This window comes from Chryseobacterium gambrini, from assembly GCF_900156825.1.
Taxonomy (GTDB): domain Bacteria; phylum Bacteroidota; class Bacteroidia; order Flavobacteriales; family Weeksellaceae; genus Chryseobacterium; species Chryseobacterium gambrini.
This window is the reverse complement of record NZ_FTOV01000005.1, coordinates 135,020-151,877: the sequence shown is the minus strand read 5'-3', so window position 1 is coordinate 151,877 and position 16,858 is coordinate 135,020. Positions and strand designations below refer to the sequence as shown.

Below are 16,858 nucleotides of genomic sequence, written 5' to 3'. Positions count from 1 at the left end.
CCCCAATAAAATTAATTACCATGATAACACGAAAACTATTTGTATCATTATTAATAACTTTTGGTCTTAGTCTTAATGCACAGATGAAGTTGAATGAGAGTAAGTACAATAAATTTATTAAAGGAGAAAAATATTCTGAAGCATTAACTTACCTAAAAGAAAAAGGCGGTGTAAACAATTCTAATTATTGGTTTACCAAAGATGCAAAACAATTAGCTACATTCTGCTTTGATCCTAATTTTGATGATAATAAGTACGATATTATTATTAACTATGTAAATAATTGTTTCAAAGGTATGGATAATCAGGAAAGAGGTTCTTATGATGTTGCCAATTGCTATCTGATAAAAACAAATTATTATTTGTGGAAAAATGATTATCAGAATGCAGCATTAGCTTACAAAGAATCTTTGGAAAGACTGGATAAGTTTAAGAAGGAAAATGATATTAATCCTGAGTACATTAAAATGGTAAAAAGTGTTATCGACAGGTATTATTTCAATCAGATAGAAACTCATAAAATGGAACAGATTATACGAAATTTTGATGTGAGTTCTTTAAATTTTTCTGAAGAGCAGGCATTTAAGGCAAGGCAGGAAATTAAAAAAATACTAACTGAGTATGACAAGCCCCGTAAAGTTCATTTTATTGATTATGAGAATAATTCTACCATTAATAAAGGTTTATCTGATTATTATTTTACGATGGGAGATTTTTTCAACAATTATTTTAAAGTTGATTTTTTCTATAACATGCCTAAGAAAGTTAAAAATCAATACTTTCCTACGATCAATGTAAATTATCTTTTGGATGACGAAAAATTTAAAACCAAAGAAGAAGAAACACAGCAGACAGAGCAGAGAAAGGCAGCGCTAATTAAAAAATATGGAAAAACTTTTGGAGAGGCTGTTTTCAACAGTAAAATTATTATTGGCATGACAAAAGCTATGCTGGAAGAAGGATTTAATAAGCCAAGAAGCATAGATGTTTCTGAGTATAGCGAGTATTGGACGTGGTCTGATGTGATGATAAGCATTGATAAAAAGACGCAAAAAGTAACTCATATAACGGATTTGAGATAAACTAAGAAGACTGTTCCAAAAGGACAGTCTTTTTTTATAATTTATTTTGAGGTAGTTAACAACTAAGATTTGATCAATTAAAATACTGAAGGTCTTTGAGATACTAAGCTGCTATTTACGATTTAAGGAGAAAATAATTTAACTATTAAAAAATATAAAATCAATTTTTAGAAAAAAATTACTCACTAATCTGTCTGACATATAACAAAGGTTTTCGTCTTTGGAATTTTCTTTTCAAATCTGATATTAAGGGTATTTTCGAGTTGGGTGATTATAGTTTTAGAATCATTCATATTTTTCAATTAAGTAAGGGCTGTTTTTACGCAATATACAGTATTTCCATGATATTGAAAACCATTTTGTAAATGTTTTCTGATGAAAATGAACAGGAGAATATTTCAGAAAAGATAAAAAACTTACTTCCTCTTCGAAGACTTTCTGATATGAAGCTGAGGAGCCAGAACCACCTTTTTCTCTATGGAAACACCAAAGCTGTTTTCTTTTACACTTTCAATAAAAACCTGTCCTGCCATTTTCCCCATCGTTACCGGAGTCTGGTCTACAGAACTCATCGGAAGCTCCATAAACTGGGTAAAAGGTTCATTGGAAAAGCCAATTACGGCAACTTCCTGAGGAATTTTAATCTTTCTTTTCTTAAGTTCCTGACAGGCTCCCAAAGCAGCAAAATCACTGGACGAAAAAATAGCATCGGGAACAGATTTTCTTTCCCACAACTTTTTAATAGCATCGATTCCGGCGTCAATAGAACTTCCTGTAGAAATAATATTTTCCTCTTTTACAGAAAAATGATGATCGATGAGTGCCTGTTTATAGCCATTAAGACGGTTGCGGTAAATCTCAAGATTCAGATCTCCCGAAAAATGACAGATGTTTTTATAACCTTCGCTGATGAGGTGTTCCGTAGCAATATAACCACCCCGGTAATCATCAATCGTAACCGTACTTATTCCCGGAATATCCTTTTTACGGTCGAAAAATATGATCGGCGTATTTGAAGTATCTAAAATATTCTGGATATGCTCCGTTTCAACAGTTGTTCTGGAAACTGACATGAAAATACCGTCAACCTGCGCATTAAGAAGCGTATTCAGATGTTTTTTTTCAATGGTCACATCTTCATGGCTCTGGCAGATAATCACATGATAACCGAAAGGCGAAAGTTCCTCTTCAATGCCGCGTATAACAGAAGAAAAAAAGTTGGTATTGATATACGGAACAATAATTCCCACATTCTTCGTTTCACCGCTTTTTAAGGCTTTGGCAAGATTGTTCTGCTTATAGTTCATTTCTTTGGCAGTTTTTCTTACCAGTTCCTTCGTTGCTTCACTTATTCTCGGATGATCGTTTAATGCTCTGGAAACCGTTGCCACACTTACATTTAGCTTTTTCGAAATATCGTATATCGTGGCACTTTTTTTATTCATAAAAACTTTTTTCAGGATGATGATGTACTTCAAAACGAAATACGTTATTGAGGTAAATTTAATCAAATTATGGAGATTAAAAAGCAATTGAAATGATATTATAACAGAGAACTGTCATTATAAAAAAAAGGTATGCTTAAATTGCTGATTTTATTTGCATTAATTGCTCTTTGGTGAAGAGTAAATCAGCGTTTACGGCAGATTTTTTTCTGTATTTTATGCTTATAATTTTCGTGATGTATGTTCCGTTTCAGTGGTTTTGTGTTATTTTTGGGCATGAGCAACAGAAATCGGGGAAAAAATACAGGAGACGATACCTTATTCGGTTCCGCAAAACAGCTTGAAAAGATGAAATCGGCAGTTCAGGATATGCAGTATTTATTAAGCCGGAATTATGCTGAAAAAGCTTCGTCGGAACTTGTCGGAAATCATTACCGCCTCAAAACAAGACAGATTCAGGCGGTTCGAGGAGCTTCCGCTTCAGAAACTCAGCTTCAGAACAGAAAATCTAAACAGCTCAAAATTTCTGAATTGAAAGCTAAAACCTTATATCTCGATGGCTTCAATGTCCTGATTTTGCTCGAAAGTCTTCTTTCCGGAGCTTATACTTTCGAAGGAACAGATGGCTGTTTCCGAGATCTTTCCGGTGTTTTCGGAACATACAAAAGAGTAAATCAGACGCAGGAAGCTATTGAACTCGTTGCTTCATTTTTTCATAAATCTCATGCGGAAAAGCTGATCTGGATTTTCGATAAACCAGTTTCAAACAGCGGAAGAATCAAGCAGATCGTTATGGACTTTGCCATTGAAAATAATCTCAACTGGAACGTTGAACTGGAATTTAATCCCGATAAATTTTTAGCAGAAAATGCTGAAATTGTAATATCTTCAGATGCATGGATTCTGGATCACTGCAAAAGCTGGTTCAATCTCATCGGATATTTAATTCAGGAAGCAAACCTTTCGGCTAATGTTATCAAAATGTGTTGATTTAAACACAAATGCTACATCTAAACACAAATGGCACAAATATCAACACTAAAAACACAAATAATTTATTGTGATATTTGCGGAAACATTAGCGTTATTCGTGTTTAAGCCAACACAAATGGTACAAATATCAACACTAAAAAGCACAAATAATTTATTGTGATATTTGCGGAAACATTAGTGTTATTCGTGTTTAAGTACACACAAATGGCACAAATATTAACACTAAAAACACAAATAATTTATTGTGATATTTGCGGAAACATTAGTGTTATTCGTGTTTAAGTAAACACAAATGGCACAAATAAAAACACTAAAAAACACAAATAATTTATTTTGCTATCTGTGAAAATATTAGTGTTATTCGTGTTTAAGCAAACACAAATGGCACAAATATTAACACTAAAAACACAAATAATTTATTGTGATATTTGTGAAAGACATTAGCGTTATTCGTGTTTTAAAAATAAAAACCATGCAATCATTTCAAAAATATACATCATTATTTTCTGCGGAATGGAAAGAAAAATATCACGCCATTCTAGCCGAGGAACATATTGAAAATTTACAGAAAAACATTCAGAAATTTAAAAATCAGAATTTAGATTGGGATCTGCCCTATTTTAATGAAGAAATTAAAATCGACCGTGATGAAAGTTTTAAATTATTCATCTCTGTTTTAGAATCTGAAAATCCTGATGAGGTTAAAGCTAAACAGCTTGAGGAAATTCCTTTAGAACATTGGCTGAATATTTTAGGACAACGCCTCACTTCGGCAAGTCTTCGTGATGAAAACGCCGTTCCGCCTTTAAGAAGTTTACTGATCGAAGCCTGCGAAAAGCCTTTCAACAGCGAAATTACCATTGCGCAGAGAGCGTGGGAAAAACACGTTGGTCGGCTGAATGACGATTTCTGGGGCGAAGTAAAAGGAAATAATCAGCAGAAACAGCAAAAAGTGATGGAGAAAATCAATTACATTCTCGACCATACCACATGGTGGAATGTTTTCTTTCATTATAAACACGAACTGGTTTTTGAGGTCAGGGAAAAAGAAGGTCACGGAGTCCGCTGGAGCCACGGTGGAAAAGATTTGATCGGCTTTCTGGAGTTTTTTATTAATGACGAAAATTCTTTATAATAAGTTTTATTGAAGTTGATGATGAGTTTGTGATAATAAAAAATATTGCTGTAGCTTTTAAAAAAAACTTCGATTTTTATTCTTTTGAGCGCTTTGATTCGCTTTAACATTATCTTTTGTGCCTTTTGTAGTTAATTATGAGATTAGTTGATTCAAATTTTGTATAAACCTTAGAAATCAGAATGATTTAATCTTAACTGAACTTATCTATTTAAAATTGAATATCCGTTATTTATCATATCATACTTAAATTTTAACCACGAAGAACACCAAAGGTTTCACAAGGAACACAATAGTTGTGAGCTTTGTGGATAACCTTAGTGTACGTTGTGGTAAAAAAATAATGATTACAGCAAACAACAAAATCAGAATGATTTAATCTTAACTGAACTTATCTATTTAAAATTGAATATCCGTTATTTATCATACTTGAATTTTAACCACGAAGAACACCAAAGGTTTCACAAGGAACACAATAGTTGTGAGCTTTGTGTATAACCTTAGTGTACGTTGTGGTAAAAAAATAATGATTACAGCAAACAACAAAATCAGAATGATTTAATCTTAACTCAACTTATCTATTTAAAATTGAATATCCGTTATTTATCATACTTGAATTTTAACCACGAAGAACACCAAAGGTTTCACAGGGAACACAATAGTTGTGAGCTTTGTGGATAACCTTAGTGTACGTTGTGGTAAAAAAATAATGATTACAGTAAAAAACATTGATTTATAGCATATTACGGATGATCAGAATTTAAAAAAACTTAATGATTTAAAATTTTTTATCTCTACGTAAAAACATTGCGCATTACGCAGATAATTTTGTAAGCGTAAAATAAAAAGCAATGGATTTTTCTAACCAAAACTTTACGCAAAACGAATGGGAATCATGTCTCAAGGTATTAAAAGCCCTGAAAGATGAGCCATTTCTTAATCCGGACAACCAAACTTTTTCCGGGTTGATCACGAAAATTCATAAGAACGCCAAAAAACAAAACCGTCTGGAAAGTTATTCTCAGATGAAAACGCACGATCTTGAAATTAATTCAGAATCGGTACTGATGAAAAAAGCTTTGGCGGGAGTTTCTGCTTTTTATGATGATGAAAAAAATGATACCCAACTCACCAGATTACAGATTCCCAAAAACTGCTACTGCTGTAACCAGAGTTATCAGTATGCCCATTCCTTTTACACCAGATTATGCCCGAAATGTGCGGATGAAAATTATGAAAAACGTTTTCTTTCGGCAGATTTAACGGGACGGAATGTCATTTTAACCGGAGGACGTGTAAAGGTAGGTTTCGCAGCCGCTTTAAAGCTCCTGAGAAATGGTGCCAATTTGGTTTTGACGACCCGTTTTCCGGCTTTGGCACTGGAAACTTTGCAGCAGGAAGCAGATTATGAAGAATGGAAAGACAGACTTTGGATCTATGGTCTCGATCTCAGAAATCTGAAGGCAATTCAGGAATTTATAGACTTTTATCAGTCGAAATTTGAAACGCTTGATATTCTCATCAATAATGCGGCACAGACGATTAAATATCCCGATCAGTATTACCTTCCGATCATCAGACGTGAAAACGAAATGCTCGTTGAGTTTAAAAACAATCATAAATTGATTCCGAACGCAACCCCCATTTTCGCAGAGGTCGGAAAACTGGAATATGCGGAAAATGAAGAAACAAATGTCGCTTTAACACGTTTCGGACAACCGGTGGATAATCGTGATAAAACAAGCTGGAATTCCACTCTGGAAGAGATTTCGATGTACGAATTGGTTGAGGTGAATTTAATCAATCACATTGCGCCGTATTTCCTGATCAAAGAATTAAAACCTTTAATGAAGGCTTCTTCTTTCAAAGAAAAATTCATCGTTAATGTAACATCTTCAGAAGGTATTTTCAGTTATAACAACAAAACGATGTTTCATCCGCATACCAATATGACGAAAGCAGCTTTGAATATGATGACGCTTACTTCCGCTAAAGAATTTGAAAAAGATCAGATTTATATGACGGCAGTAGATGTAGGATGGATTTCTACAGGTGCGAAGGAAAGTTTAAGAAAGAAACAGTTTGAGCAGGGATACATTCCGCCATTGGATTCTGTGGACGGAGCTGCGAGAATTCTGCATCCTATTGTGGAAGGAATCAACGGAAATTATTTCAGCGGAGTTTTATTGAAAAATTATAAAATTAATGACTGGTAAAATATAAAAAGTTAGCTCAGAGGAAGAGCATCTGTTGACGCCCAGAAGGTCACGGGTTCAAGTCCTGTACTTTTTAGAAAGAAACTCATAGTTATAACTGGAAAAACATTGCACTTTCTATGCAAAATTACAGGTTCGAGCCCTGTTGAGTTTCCAAATAGAAAGCGTGAGTTCAGCAGGAAGAATACCGCCATGTCGCGGCGGAGGTCGTGGGTTCGAGTCCCACACGCTTTCCAAAACGGAGATAATAGTTTAATCGGAAAAATGTATTCCCTGCACGGAATAGATGCGGGTTCAAATCCTGCTTATCTCCCCAAACAGAAACGGTAGCTCAATGGAAGAGCATTAGTCTTCCTCACTAAGGGTTGCGGGTTCGAATCCCGCCCGTTTCTAAGAGCGCATCGTCTAAATGGAAGGACACCGGCTTATCGTGCCGGAAATTCAGGTTCAAGTCCTGCTGCGCTCCCAAAATGGAGACAATAGTAATAAAAATGGAAAAATACATTCTTCTAAAATGAGTTGCGGGTTCGAGTCCTGCTTGTCTCCCAAAACGGAAATGGTAGCTCAATGGAAGAGCGCTGACCTTCCAAGTCAGAGGCTGCAGGTTCGAATCCTGCCCATTTCACAATGAATACATAAGACAAAAGTTGTAGTTTAATCCGGAAAAATATATTCCGACCGAATAAGTTGTCGGTTCGATCCCGACCTTCTTTTGCTTTATCTTAAAAATAAAAGCCATGTTAAAAAAAGTATTAGTTTTTTTCGGAATTATTGATGAAGTATATACCCCTGTTCCGATGCAGTGGAAAGAAAGACCGGTTGTTGAAAAGCTTCCTGAAAAGTCTAAATCTTTGGTACATAAAACAGAAGAAGTCATTTTGGAAACTTTGCCAAAACCTGTTCCCCAATCTGTAGAAAAAACATTGGAAAAGCCTGAAAAAAAATTAACCAGAACTGAAAGAAAAAGACCGGTTAATAATCAGGATCCAATTGAAAACTTCTCAGAATTCACCAAAGATTTTAAAACTTACTGTCTTGAAAAAACAAGCAACCAGCATATGCTGAAAGCTAAAAATTACAGTATTTATGATAAAAACGGAGTAACGGAAACATTCATTACTTCAGAGGATTCTTTTATCACGCATAACGAACACAAAACGCTCCGCATCCAAAGCGAATGTTTTGTGAAATATATCCAGCAGGAATATAACCCCATAACAAGACTCATAGAAAATGCATACGACTAAACCCATACAACGATATAAAATATTTTCCGTAAAAGACTTCACGGAAGCTGTTTTTGATGAGAATGCATCCATAGAAATTTATGCTAAAAACACAACCTTTGATTGTACTGAAATTAAAGGAAATCTCGTGTTGAGAGGGGAAGGCTGCAATTTTCCGAATCTTGAGACTGTAAAAGGGAATCTCTCCATAGATGCTCCCGACTGTTGTTTTCCGGAGCTGAAAATGGTAGAAGAAAATTTTACGATGCATTGCCCTGCAATGTTGGACCGGCTGGAAAAAGTAAGAGGTAATTTTAAATGTATTGTTGATTTCAGCTTTACAAACTTAGCAGCAATAGGAGGAAGCATTGAACTGAAAAACGCTGCCGTGTACGCAAAAAGTAAAAAGCTGGTACAGGGAAGAGTCGTTATCCCGATAAACCATCAGTATGAAGTTAAAAATCTTCCAAAAGACGGAATCTTTAATATTGATATTTTCGGAGACCATATTATGATACCGCATCAGGAAATCCGCGGAAGGATCAACATTTTTGGTAAAGATATTTCCTTTCCGAATCTGGAATTCGTTCATGGAGGGCTTAAAATTGAAATCACCGATTCTTTAGCCGATGAATGCACCCATGATTTTCCTGTGCTGAAAAAAATGACAGGTAATCTTCGCTTTGTGCGGGCAAAACTTTCTTTTCCTGAACTTCAGGAAATGACGGGCACCATTCATCTTGAAAATGGTTCGTATGTTAACTTCTCTGCTTTGGAAATCTCTGGCGGAATTATGATCAATCATCGGTCCGGAGCTTCTTTTCCCGTATTGAAAGAAATAAACGGAGCATTGAAAAATCATGGTTCGGAAACCTGTTACTTAAATGCACTGGAAAAGATAAAAAATACGTTTTGTACCTATCAGGTTTTTGCTCCAAATATTGTTGAAATTGGTGGAGATTTAGACATTCATGCATATACTCATAATAGATTTGATCATTTAAAGAAAGTCAGCGGAAGAATACTGGGTTCTTCAAAAGTTCAGCTTAAAGCGCTGGAACATGTAGGAATTTTAGATAATGCCAGTTTAGCAGGCTCTGAGTTTCCTGCTTTGAAGGAGGTTACGCATTATTTTTACGGAACGCATACCGGACTGGAGAATGTGGCAAAAAATATTTATTTTAGAGTTACGGACAGTCTTTGCATTACAAAAGATCAGTTTATTATCGGAAGGTCAAATTTTACTTTTGTTTTGAATTTGCAACGTCATTATTTTAAAAAGCTGATTTCTATTTTAAAACTTAGACACAGCAGCTTTCAGAATTTTAAAACACGGGAATTTGAAAGAGAGTGGACGCATTACAATACTCCGGTTTTTAATGATGTTTTAAATAGAATTGAAAAATTATGGGAGAAGGTAGAGCCGATCGGTTTTGATGAATTTTTCAATGACAAAGACCGAAACTTTAAGCTTTTCTGTTTCAGTTATTTCGGAGTCGGGAATTTAATGAAAAACCTGAAAGCCGAAAAGATCAATCAGGCAGAAATTGAGGTAAATTATTTTGGATATGATGATAATGGAAATGAATATATAACGAAGAAAATCAATCAGTATGAAGTTCATCAGGTTGAAAATGAAAAACTCGGAATATTCGTCTGGGGTTCTGCAAACCGTTATTCTTATGCTGTAAAATGCTGGTGTCCCTCTACGGAAAAAGAACATTGGCTGTGGATTGAGGAAGCGTATAAAGACAATGCGTTAACGGCAATTGCATCCACTTTCAGAATTCATGAAAACATCATCCCGCACATCAGATGTTTAAAAAGACAGGGAGATCTGCTGATTTGCGAATTGAATAAAAAAATTCCGCCGCGTGGAGCAGTAAGAGCTTTAACCGCTTCAGAATATTTCGGTCTTCTGGAAGCTGAAACCTAATCATAAGAAACAGTAGTTTAATCTGGAAAAGCACTCCGAACCCAGGAGGGTTGCAGGTTCGAATCCTGCCTGTTTCTGTTTTTTTTAAATTTAAAAAGCATTTTAGGATTAATCTTTTTCTCTCGCAGATTTTTTTTCATTAAGCCGACACAGGAAGCTGAAGCGTTAAGAAAATTAATCATGTGAACGTTAAGAAAATTCTACTGTTTGAGCGCGAGTAAAATATTAAATCAAAAAACAAATACCAAATTCGCACGAGTTTTAGAATTTTTAGAGAACATTATTAATTTTTAGCGTAAGATTCCAAGTCTTGAACTTTTGTTTCTTTTGCTTCAAGGCAAAAGAAAATTAAAATGAAAATCATGAAAGAATTACAAACCATATTAAATACCATCCTTAAAGAAAAGCAAGGATACATTACTTTCCTTACCGGAGCCGGAATTTCTGCGGAAAGCGGACTTCCGACTTACCGCTCGATCGACGGAATCTGGATTAAAGGAACAAAATATCACCGTCCGGAAGAATTCGGGACGTATAAATATTTCAGCCAGAATCAGGAAGAAGTATGGCAGTACAATCTGTTCTGGAAGAAAATGATTGCCGAAGCAAAACCTAATCCCGGACATTTGGCGATTACGGAAATTGAAAAACTTTTAGGTGAAAGATTTAAGCTAATTACTCAAAATGTTGACGGGCTTCACCAAAGATCGGGAACGCAGAATGTCTATGAAATTCATGGAAGCAAACAGAAAGTCCGATGTTCAAAAGAATGCAGCGAACCTTTCGATTTTCCTGAAAATATTAAGTATAAAGAATATACCGAAGATTTAACAGCAGATGATATCGACGATCTGAAATGTAAAAAGTGCGGAAACTGGCTTCGTCCTCATACTTTATGGTTTGATGAAAGTTATAATGAAAAATACTATCATTTCGATACGGCTTACAACATTGCAGACCATACAGATATTTTATTTGTAGTCGGAACTTCGGGATCAACGGCTTTGCCTGTAAGCATTGTGGAAACGGTAAAAATCCGTGCAAAATGGATCGTCCTGATCAATCCTGAAAGCGACACGTATTTTGATTATATTTTAAAAAGAAGCAAAACATTATTTTCGGTACAGGAAAGCAGTTCAAAAGCACTTCCTGAATTAAAAATGATGATTGAAGAAATTATAAACGCTTAAATTTTCATACGGAAGCAGTAGTTTAACGGAAAAGCGCATCATTCTAAGATGAGTTGCAGGTTCAATTCCTACCTGTTTACCTTTTTTTGATTCATTTTTTGTCTTGCTGGTTTAGAGATAGGAAGGGTAGGAAAACAGATAAAAATTCTTTTGGAACTAAAAATATGACTAGAAAAATAATAGAATTAAAAATAAACAGTCACTAAAGGACATAGGAAGCTGAAGCGTTAAGAAAATTAATCATGTGAACGTTAAAAAAATTCTACTGTTTGAGCGCGGTAGCTATTTAGAGCCGAAGGACAAATGTGAAATTCGCGCGAGTTTAGAATTTTTAGAGAACATTATTAATTTTTAGCATTCAGATTCCAGGTCTTGAATTTTTGTTTCTTTTGCTTCAAGGCAAAAGAAATATGTCCAATAAAACTAAATTTAATAAAGAAATGAACACATTAATCGACATTGGTATAAACTTAACCAATAAACAATTTTATGACGAACAGGAAGAAATAATCAACCGCGCACTCGACAATGGAGTAGAACAGATGATTCTCACGGGAACGAGCGTCCGTGGAAGCAAAGAATCAGCGGAAATTGCAGAAGACTATCCCGAGATTCTGTTTTCGACAGCGGGAATTCATCCTCATGATGCAAAATCTTTCAACAGCGAAAGTATTCCTGCATTAAAAACATTATTAAAACAAGACCACGTTGTTTCCGTAGGAGAATGCGGACTGGATTTCGACAGGGATTTTTCGCCAAGACCTGTTCAGGAAAAATGTTACCGCGCCCAGCTTGAACTTTCGGTTGAAGTGAATAAACCGCTTTTTCTTCATGAAAGATCTGCCTTCAGAAGATTTAATGAAATAACGGATGAATATTTGTCTAAACTTCCAAAAGCCGTCGTTCATTGTTTTACAGGAACTTTACAGGAAGCCAAAATATATGTGGATAAAGGCTTTTATTTAGGATTTACGGGAGCCATCAGCGATCAGAACAGGTTTAAACATTTGGAAGAAGTGATAAAATACGTTCCTCTCGACCGGATGATGATTGAAACCGATGCGCCTTTTATGCTGCCGAAAAATATGCCGAGAATGCAGAACCGCAGAAATGAACCTTCCTTTTTACCGTATGTAGCACAGACGATTGCCCATCTGAAGAAAATCAGCATAGCAGAAGTTGCAGATGAAACCACGGAAGTTGCCCGTAATTTTTTCAGGATATAAAAAAGAGTTCTACAGATGATGTAAAACTCTTTTTATTTTGGATGATTGATAATGATTACAAACTCTTAATCCCCGCTTCCAAAGCAAGCTCAATCATTGGTTTCAAAGCCTTTTCTCTCTGGTCAGCCGAAATATTTTCGTGGGTAGGAATAATATCCGAAACCGTAAGAATCGTTGCCGCATTTTTTCCTAAATGTTTAGCATTGGCAAATAATCCGAAAGCTTCCATTTCTACCGCCGGACAGTTATATTTTGTAGCAATGGCAGGAACTGCAGGATCTTTTCTGTAAAAAATATCGCTGCTGTGGATGTTCGTCGCTTTTGCCGTTAAAGACATTTCTTTTGCCGTTTCGTTGATGGTATTGAAGATATTTCCCTGATGAGAAATGCTTTCCTCTTCAATTCCCCATGCGAATTTTGCGTAGGTGCTTTCACTGGCTGCATTTTCCACATTCAGAAGATCATACACTTTCAGATCTGTGGTATACGCACCGCAGGTTCCGATTCTGATGATCGTATTTACATCATACTCTGTAAAAAGCTCAAAAGAGTAAATTCCGATGCTTGGAAAGCCCATTCCGCTTGCTCCCACAGAGATTTCTTTCCCTTTATATAACCCTGTGTAATATAAAATTCCTCTGGTCTGGCTTACCAGTTTAGCATCTTCCAAAAAGTTTTCCGCAATGTATTTGGCACGCAGCGGATCTCCGGGTTGTAAAACAACTTTAGCAATTTCTCCTTTTTTTGCACTGATGTGGATACTCATAATTTTTTATTTGAAAGGGCAAAGATATAAAATTGTGATTTCTTAATCCTTGAACAATAATTTTTTAATTAAAGATTTATAATCAACTTACCTTCAAAATTTTCAATTCGAAAAGAATATTTTTTATTTTTGTTAAATGATGGAAAAAAAATCAGCTTTTTTAGACACTTTATTTCTGCTTCGAAAAGAAGAATGCATCACCATTTTCTCAAATATTCATGAAATTTCCAAAAAAGAAGAGCAGGATGCCGCAGATTATTTTCAGGCTGAGTTTGAGAAAGAAAGGCTTGAATTTTTATCCGACACACTTGTCTGCGATACAGAAACAGCAGTCTGGGCTGCCAAAATAGTCTATCACAGTGCGCAGCTTCATTTAATAAGAGAAAATACGGCTAAAGATTTAAACAAATTAATTCCGTCTTTCAAAGGGAAAAAAGACATTTCAGCCATGTTATCTGCGGATTTATCACTTCGGTTTTTACCACAGATTGTTTCTGCTTTACAGGTTTCAGATCCGGAAGATCCTTTGGTGAAAATGCTGGAAAATATTCTGAAACAATTTCATTATTCAGCAGTAGGAATGGATCTCGATCTCGAAGACATCAACTGGGAAGAAGAATTAAAAGACAAAACCTACCGGAAATTATATCTGGAAAGAATTGTAGAAAAGAAATCCTATCAGCTTGCTGAAATTCCTTACCTCAATAATCTGTTGACTGCCGAATTTGGCTTGCATAAAGACGTATTTTGGAAAGAATTAAAAACGATAACGGAAGAAAATGAAAGACAGGACAGGATCTGATTTTTTTAACAGATTTCACAAAAGAAAATTTTCTTAAACATAGAAATTAATAATCAATAAATGCAGAATGCATTTAAGTAAAACTAACCATGGAAATAAATACAGCTTTCACTCTCGGCATCATTTTTTCGACTTACGGTTTTCTGTTCTGCATTTTTGCTTATTATTTGAGCAGCAGATTTTTAAAATTGAAAGTAGAGGAAGTACACATTTTTTCAACATTCGGTAAATTTCTCTATTCCTACAGCTTAAAAAGCGGAGTAAAAATAAACTTTGGTTATATTCCTCTTAATTATGGTCTTAAATTCCATCTGGAAGATTTTGCAATAGACTCTTCTGAAGAAAAAAGATATTTCAGAAATCTGGCTAAAAATATTTTTTTATTGCAGATGATTACAATGGTCTTAATTATCGCTGTTACAAGCATTGTAAGTCTTGCATTGGGATACAATCCTGTTACTGTTTTCAGAGATTTGGTAGAAAGTTTTTATGATCTTATATCAGGAAAGCAGAGTTTCTCAGAATTTAAAGCAATGGTTAACAGCCAATATGTAATGTATGGAAAGTATTTTTATCTGTTTTTTGCGGTAATGACGTATTTTGTTTTTGTATCATTTCTTTTGGCATTAGCACCATTTTCGGTCTTTACCAATATACTTGTCATGTTTTTGCTTTTAGGATCTTATGTTATAGTGGGTCTCAAATATTTTGAATTGCCGATTAGCTTTTATATAGATTTACTGATATCACTTACCGTAAGCGGATTTTTATATTTTTTATCATTAAGATTTTTCATTAAATAAAAATAATCATAAACCTTTGTATATTTTGTTAAGTGGAAACGCTTTTGTGAATTTAAAAACATTTAGTTATGAAAAAACTTTGAGAAATTTGCGTTAAAAACAAATGATAAAAGCAGCTTTTCAAAAAAGACAAAAAACAACTGATTATGCGTAATTTGCCATAATTAAACAACCTTTGTGAGCTTAAAAACAGTTAGTTGATAAAAAAAAATTGTGGACTTTGTGTTAAAAACAATGTTTATTCAAAAAGACAAAAAAACAATAACCAATAAATGGAAACCTACGAAAAAGTATTTGAATTTTTAAGCAATCCTACGAGAGAAACTTTTTTGAAGTGTAGAGAACTCGTTATTAACGATCCGGAATATGATCCTTATTCCGAAGATACAGGAAATATTCAGAAATTATTAAATGAAGGAAAATTTCAGGAGGTCGTAAAATATGTAAACGTGAATATTTTGCTCAGTCCGAGTGTTCATATCTTTAAATATTTTGCCTATAAAGAATTGGGCGACGAAAAAGCAATGAACATTGAAATGACCATTGCACAGATCATTTTTGAATGTATCGAAAAAACAGGTGACGGCACAGAAGATTCACCTTACATTGTCACAAGAATTTCTGATGAAAGAGATCTGATAAGGTATCACTTCAATAAAGAAGATACGATGCAGAGGCTCGTTAAAGGAGAAGATAAAATAATGGATGTTCTCACGCTGAACGACGGTTCTGAAGTTTACTTCGATATTTCTGTTCCTTACCGCAGAATTGCTTTCTCATTCAACAAAAGAAATGCAGAGGCAGAAAAAGAAGAAGAAAAAACTGAAAGGCCGAAAAAGAAAAGCTGGTGGAATTTTTTAAGTAAAAACTAATTATGGAAATAAATTCGGCAATTGTAATAGGAATAATTATTGCTTCCTATATGTTTTTATTCTGTGTTATTCCTTACTATATCAATAAATTTTTATTGAAGGAAGACATAAAAGGGATCTCTATGCTGATCCATTTTGGTAAACCTTTATACAGTTACACTTTAAAGAATGGCATTAAAATTAATTTCGGATACCTTCCCGGAAGTTCAATAGAATTTAAAGATGCAGATGATCTGGATGATAAAGAACAGATAAAATATGCTCAGAGAAGATCAAACATCATCAATGTGATCTATCATGGCATACTTGTTTTTGTACTTTTTTCGGTGGCTTTAATTTTTGGGCATAATCCTGTTAAAATTTGCAGAGAGATTTTAGTAATTGCTTACGAGTTGATTACGAAAAAGATAGATTATAATCAACTGATTCCTGTTGTTGCAAAAAATTATCAGATGTATGGAAGGGTATTCTTTCTGTGCTTTGTTGTTTTATTGCTGATGATTATTTCTTTCTTGCTAAATTTAACATCATCACTTTGGAAATATTTGGGATTTATAAGTCTGGGTATTCTGATTGTGCTTTATTTTGTATATGATCTGACTTTTTTTATGTTTCCGCTATCATTTTATATTGATATTTTACTTGCAATGACCATAAGCCAGTTTATCTACTTTTTCCTGTTAAGATTTTTTATTAAATAAAACTAAATCTTTTACTTTGAAGAAAAATAACAATAAATTTAAACCTTTGCTCGCTTTGTTAAATGAATAGTTTATACTGAGCTTGTCGAAGTACCTTTGCGAACTTAAAAGCATTTAGTAGTTAAAAGAAACTTTGTGGACTTTGCGTTCAAAACCTAAAATCACGCAAAAAATTAAACAATTAAGAATAGGTAAGAAGTTAAGACGAATTAAGAATTTGCAAGCAAATTAAAGGCAAGCTTAAGAAATTTATTTCTCTTAACTAATCTTAAACCCTTAATAAATCTTAATGGTTAAAATATATAGAAAGTAAATAAAAACTTTGTTTCCTTTGCTAAGTGAATAGTTTATACTGAGCTTGTCGAAGTACCTTTGCGAAATTAAAAGCAGTTATTAGTTAAAATAAACTTTGTGGACTTTGCGTTAAAAAAATAGTTCAAAAGAACAATAATTTTCGTCAAGAAA

At 34.3% G+C, this 16,858-nt stretch carries 14 protein-coding genes and 8 tRNA genes; 20 read left to right on the top strand and 2 right to left on the bottom strand.

The annotated features are described in order from the left end of the window. Window positions 1-20: 20 nt before the first annotated feature. The gene (locus BW951_RS11445) at window positions 21-1,082 is read left to right on the top strand and encodes a hypothetical protein (protein ID WP_139326147.1); all 1,062 of its coding nucleotides are present in this window, start codon (window positions 21-23) and stop codon (window positions 1,080-1,082) included. A gap of 416 nt (window positions 1,083-1,498) precedes the next feature. Here the strand turns inward: BW951_RS11445 and BW951_RS11440 are convergent, their stop codons facing one another. Beyond that, a complete protein-coding gene (locus BW951_RS11440; protein WP_076392860.1) occupies window positions 1,499-2,527 on the bottom strand; it encodes a LacI family DNA-binding transcriptional regulator in 1,029 nt (342 codons plus the stop codon). A gap of 276 nt (window positions 2,528-2,803) precedes the next feature. Here BW951_RS11440 and BW951_RS11435 point away from each other — a divergent pair, with 276 nt between their 5' ends. The 15 genes from BW951_RS11435 to BW951_RS11365 all read left to right on the top strand — a co-directional run bounded on the left by BW951_RS11435 (window position 2,804) and on the right by BW951_RS11365 (window position 12,449). Further along, a complete protein-coding gene (locus BW951_RS11435) occupies window positions 2,804-3,517 on the top strand; it encodes a DUF434 domain-containing protein (protein WP_076393137.1) in 714 nt (237 codons plus the stop codon). Between the two features lie 475 nt (window positions 3,518-3,992). Next, window positions 3,993-4,655, top strand: coding sequence for a hypothetical protein (locus tag BW951_RS11430; RefSeq protein ID WP_076392858.1), 663 nt, complete (start codon window positions 3,993-3,995; stop codon window positions 4,653-4,655). Between the two features lie 851 nt (window positions 4,656-5,506). After that, window positions 5,507-6,871, top strand: coding sequence for an SDR family NAD(P)-dependent oxidoreductase (locus tag BW951_RS11425; RefSeq protein WP_076392856.1), 1,365 nt, complete (start codon window positions 5,507-5,509; stop codon window positions 6,869-6,871). A gap of 5 nt (window positions 6,872-6,876) precedes the next feature. After that, window positions 6,877-6,947 (top strand) — tRNA-Val (locus BW951_RS11420). An 85-nt stretch (window positions 6,948-7,032) separates the two neighbouring features. Further along, window positions 7,033-7,103, top strand: a tRNA-Asp gene (locus BW951_RS11415). A 9-nt stretch (window positions 7,104-7,112) separates the two neighbouring features. After that, window positions 7,113-7,187 (top strand) — tRNA-Ala (locus BW951_RS11410). Between the two features lie 4 nt (window positions 7,188-7,191). Next, window positions 7,192-7,263 (top strand) — tRNA-Gly (locus BW951_RS11405). Between the two features lie 2 nt (window positions 7,264-7,265). Next, a tRNA-Asp gene (locus tag BW951_RS11400) sits at window positions 7,266-7,337 on the top strand. A 7-nt stretch (window positions 7,338-7,344) separates the two neighbouring features. After that, window positions 7,345-7,417, top strand: a tRNA-Arg gene (locus BW951_RS22755). Window positions 7,418-7,424: 7 nt separating this feature from the next. Continuing rightward, window positions 7,425-7,496, top strand: a tRNA-Gly gene (locus tag BW951_RS11395). Window positions 7,497-7,608: 112 nt separating this feature from the next. Continuing rightward, entirely contained in the window at window positions 7,609-8,118 is a 510-nt protein-coding gene (locus BW951_RS22385) for a hypothetical protein (protein ID WP_084196420.1), read from the top strand. After that, window positions 8,105-10,033 carry a hypothetical protein gene (locus BW951_RS11385; protein WP_076392854.1) on the top strand — a complete coding sequence of 643 codons (1,929 nt, stop codon included), beginning with the start codon at window positions 8,105-8,107 and terminating at the stop codon, window positions 10,031-10,033. Before BW951_RS22385 ends, BW951_RS11385 begins: the two co-directional genes overlap by 14 nt. A 6-nt stretch (window positions 10,034-10,039) precedes the next feature. Next, a tRNA-OTHER gene (locus tag BW951_RS11380) sits at window positions 10,040-10,110 on the top strand. Between the two features lie 285 nt (window positions 10,111-10,395). Further along, window positions 10,396-11,223 carry an SIR2 family NAD-dependent protein deacylase gene (locus tag BW951_RS11375; RefSeq protein ID WP_084196426.1) on the top strand — a complete coding sequence of 276 codons (828 nt, stop codon included), beginning with the start codon at window positions 10,396-10,398 and terminating at the stop codon, window positions 11,221-11,223. A 440-nt stretch (window positions 11,224-11,663) separates the two neighbouring features. Then, window positions 11,664-12,449 carry a TatD family hydrolase gene (locus BW951_RS11365; protein WP_076393133.1) on the top strand — a complete coding sequence of 262 codons (786 nt, stop codon included), beginning with the start codon at window positions 11,664-11,666 and terminating at the stop codon, window positions 12,447-12,449. A gap of 55 nt (window positions 12,450-12,504) precedes the next feature. On the opposite strand, the gene deoD is transcribed toward BW951_RS11365, so the two are convergent. Next, window positions 12,505-13,215, bottom strand: coding sequence for a purine-nucleoside phosphorylase (deoD, locus tag BW951_RS11360; protein WP_076392850.1), 711 nt, complete (start codon window positions 13,213-13,215; stop codon window positions 12,505-12,507). Between the two features lie 139 nt (window positions 13,216-13,354). Here deoD and BW951_RS11355 point away from each other — a divergent pair, with 139 nt between their 5' ends. The 4 genes from BW951_RS11355 (at window position 13,355) to BW951_RS11340 (ending at window position 16,393) form a co-directional block, all read left to right on the top strand. Beyond that, window positions 13,355-14,017 carry a hypothetical protein gene (locus BW951_RS11355; RefSeq protein ID WP_076393131.1) on the top strand — a complete coding sequence of 221 codons (663 nt, stop codon included), beginning with the start codon at window positions 13,355-13,357 and terminating at the stop codon, window positions 14,015-14,017. Window positions 14,018-14,205: 188 nt separating this feature from the next. Continuing rightward, on the top strand, window positions 14,206-14,820 hold the full coding sequence (locus BW951_RS11350) for a hypothetical protein (RefSeq protein WP_139326146.1): 615 nt from the start codon (window positions 14,206-14,208) through the stop codon (window positions 14,818-14,820). A gap of 272 nt (window positions 14,821-15,092) precedes the next feature. Further along, window positions 15,093-15,692 carry a DUF4919 domain-containing protein gene (locus BW951_RS11345; protein ID WP_076392846.1) on the top strand — a complete coding sequence of 200 codons (600 nt, stop codon included), beginning with the start codon at window positions 15,093-15,095 and terminating at the stop codon, window positions 15,690-15,692. Between the two features lie 2 nt (window positions 15,693-15,694). Then, the gene (locus BW951_RS11340; RefSeq protein WP_076392844.1) at window positions 15,695-16,393 is read left to right on the top strand and encodes a hypothetical protein; all 699 of its coding nucleotides are present in this window, start codon (window positions 15,695-15,697) and stop codon (window positions 16,391-16,393) included. Window positions 16,394-16,858: the final 465 nt, after the last annotated feature.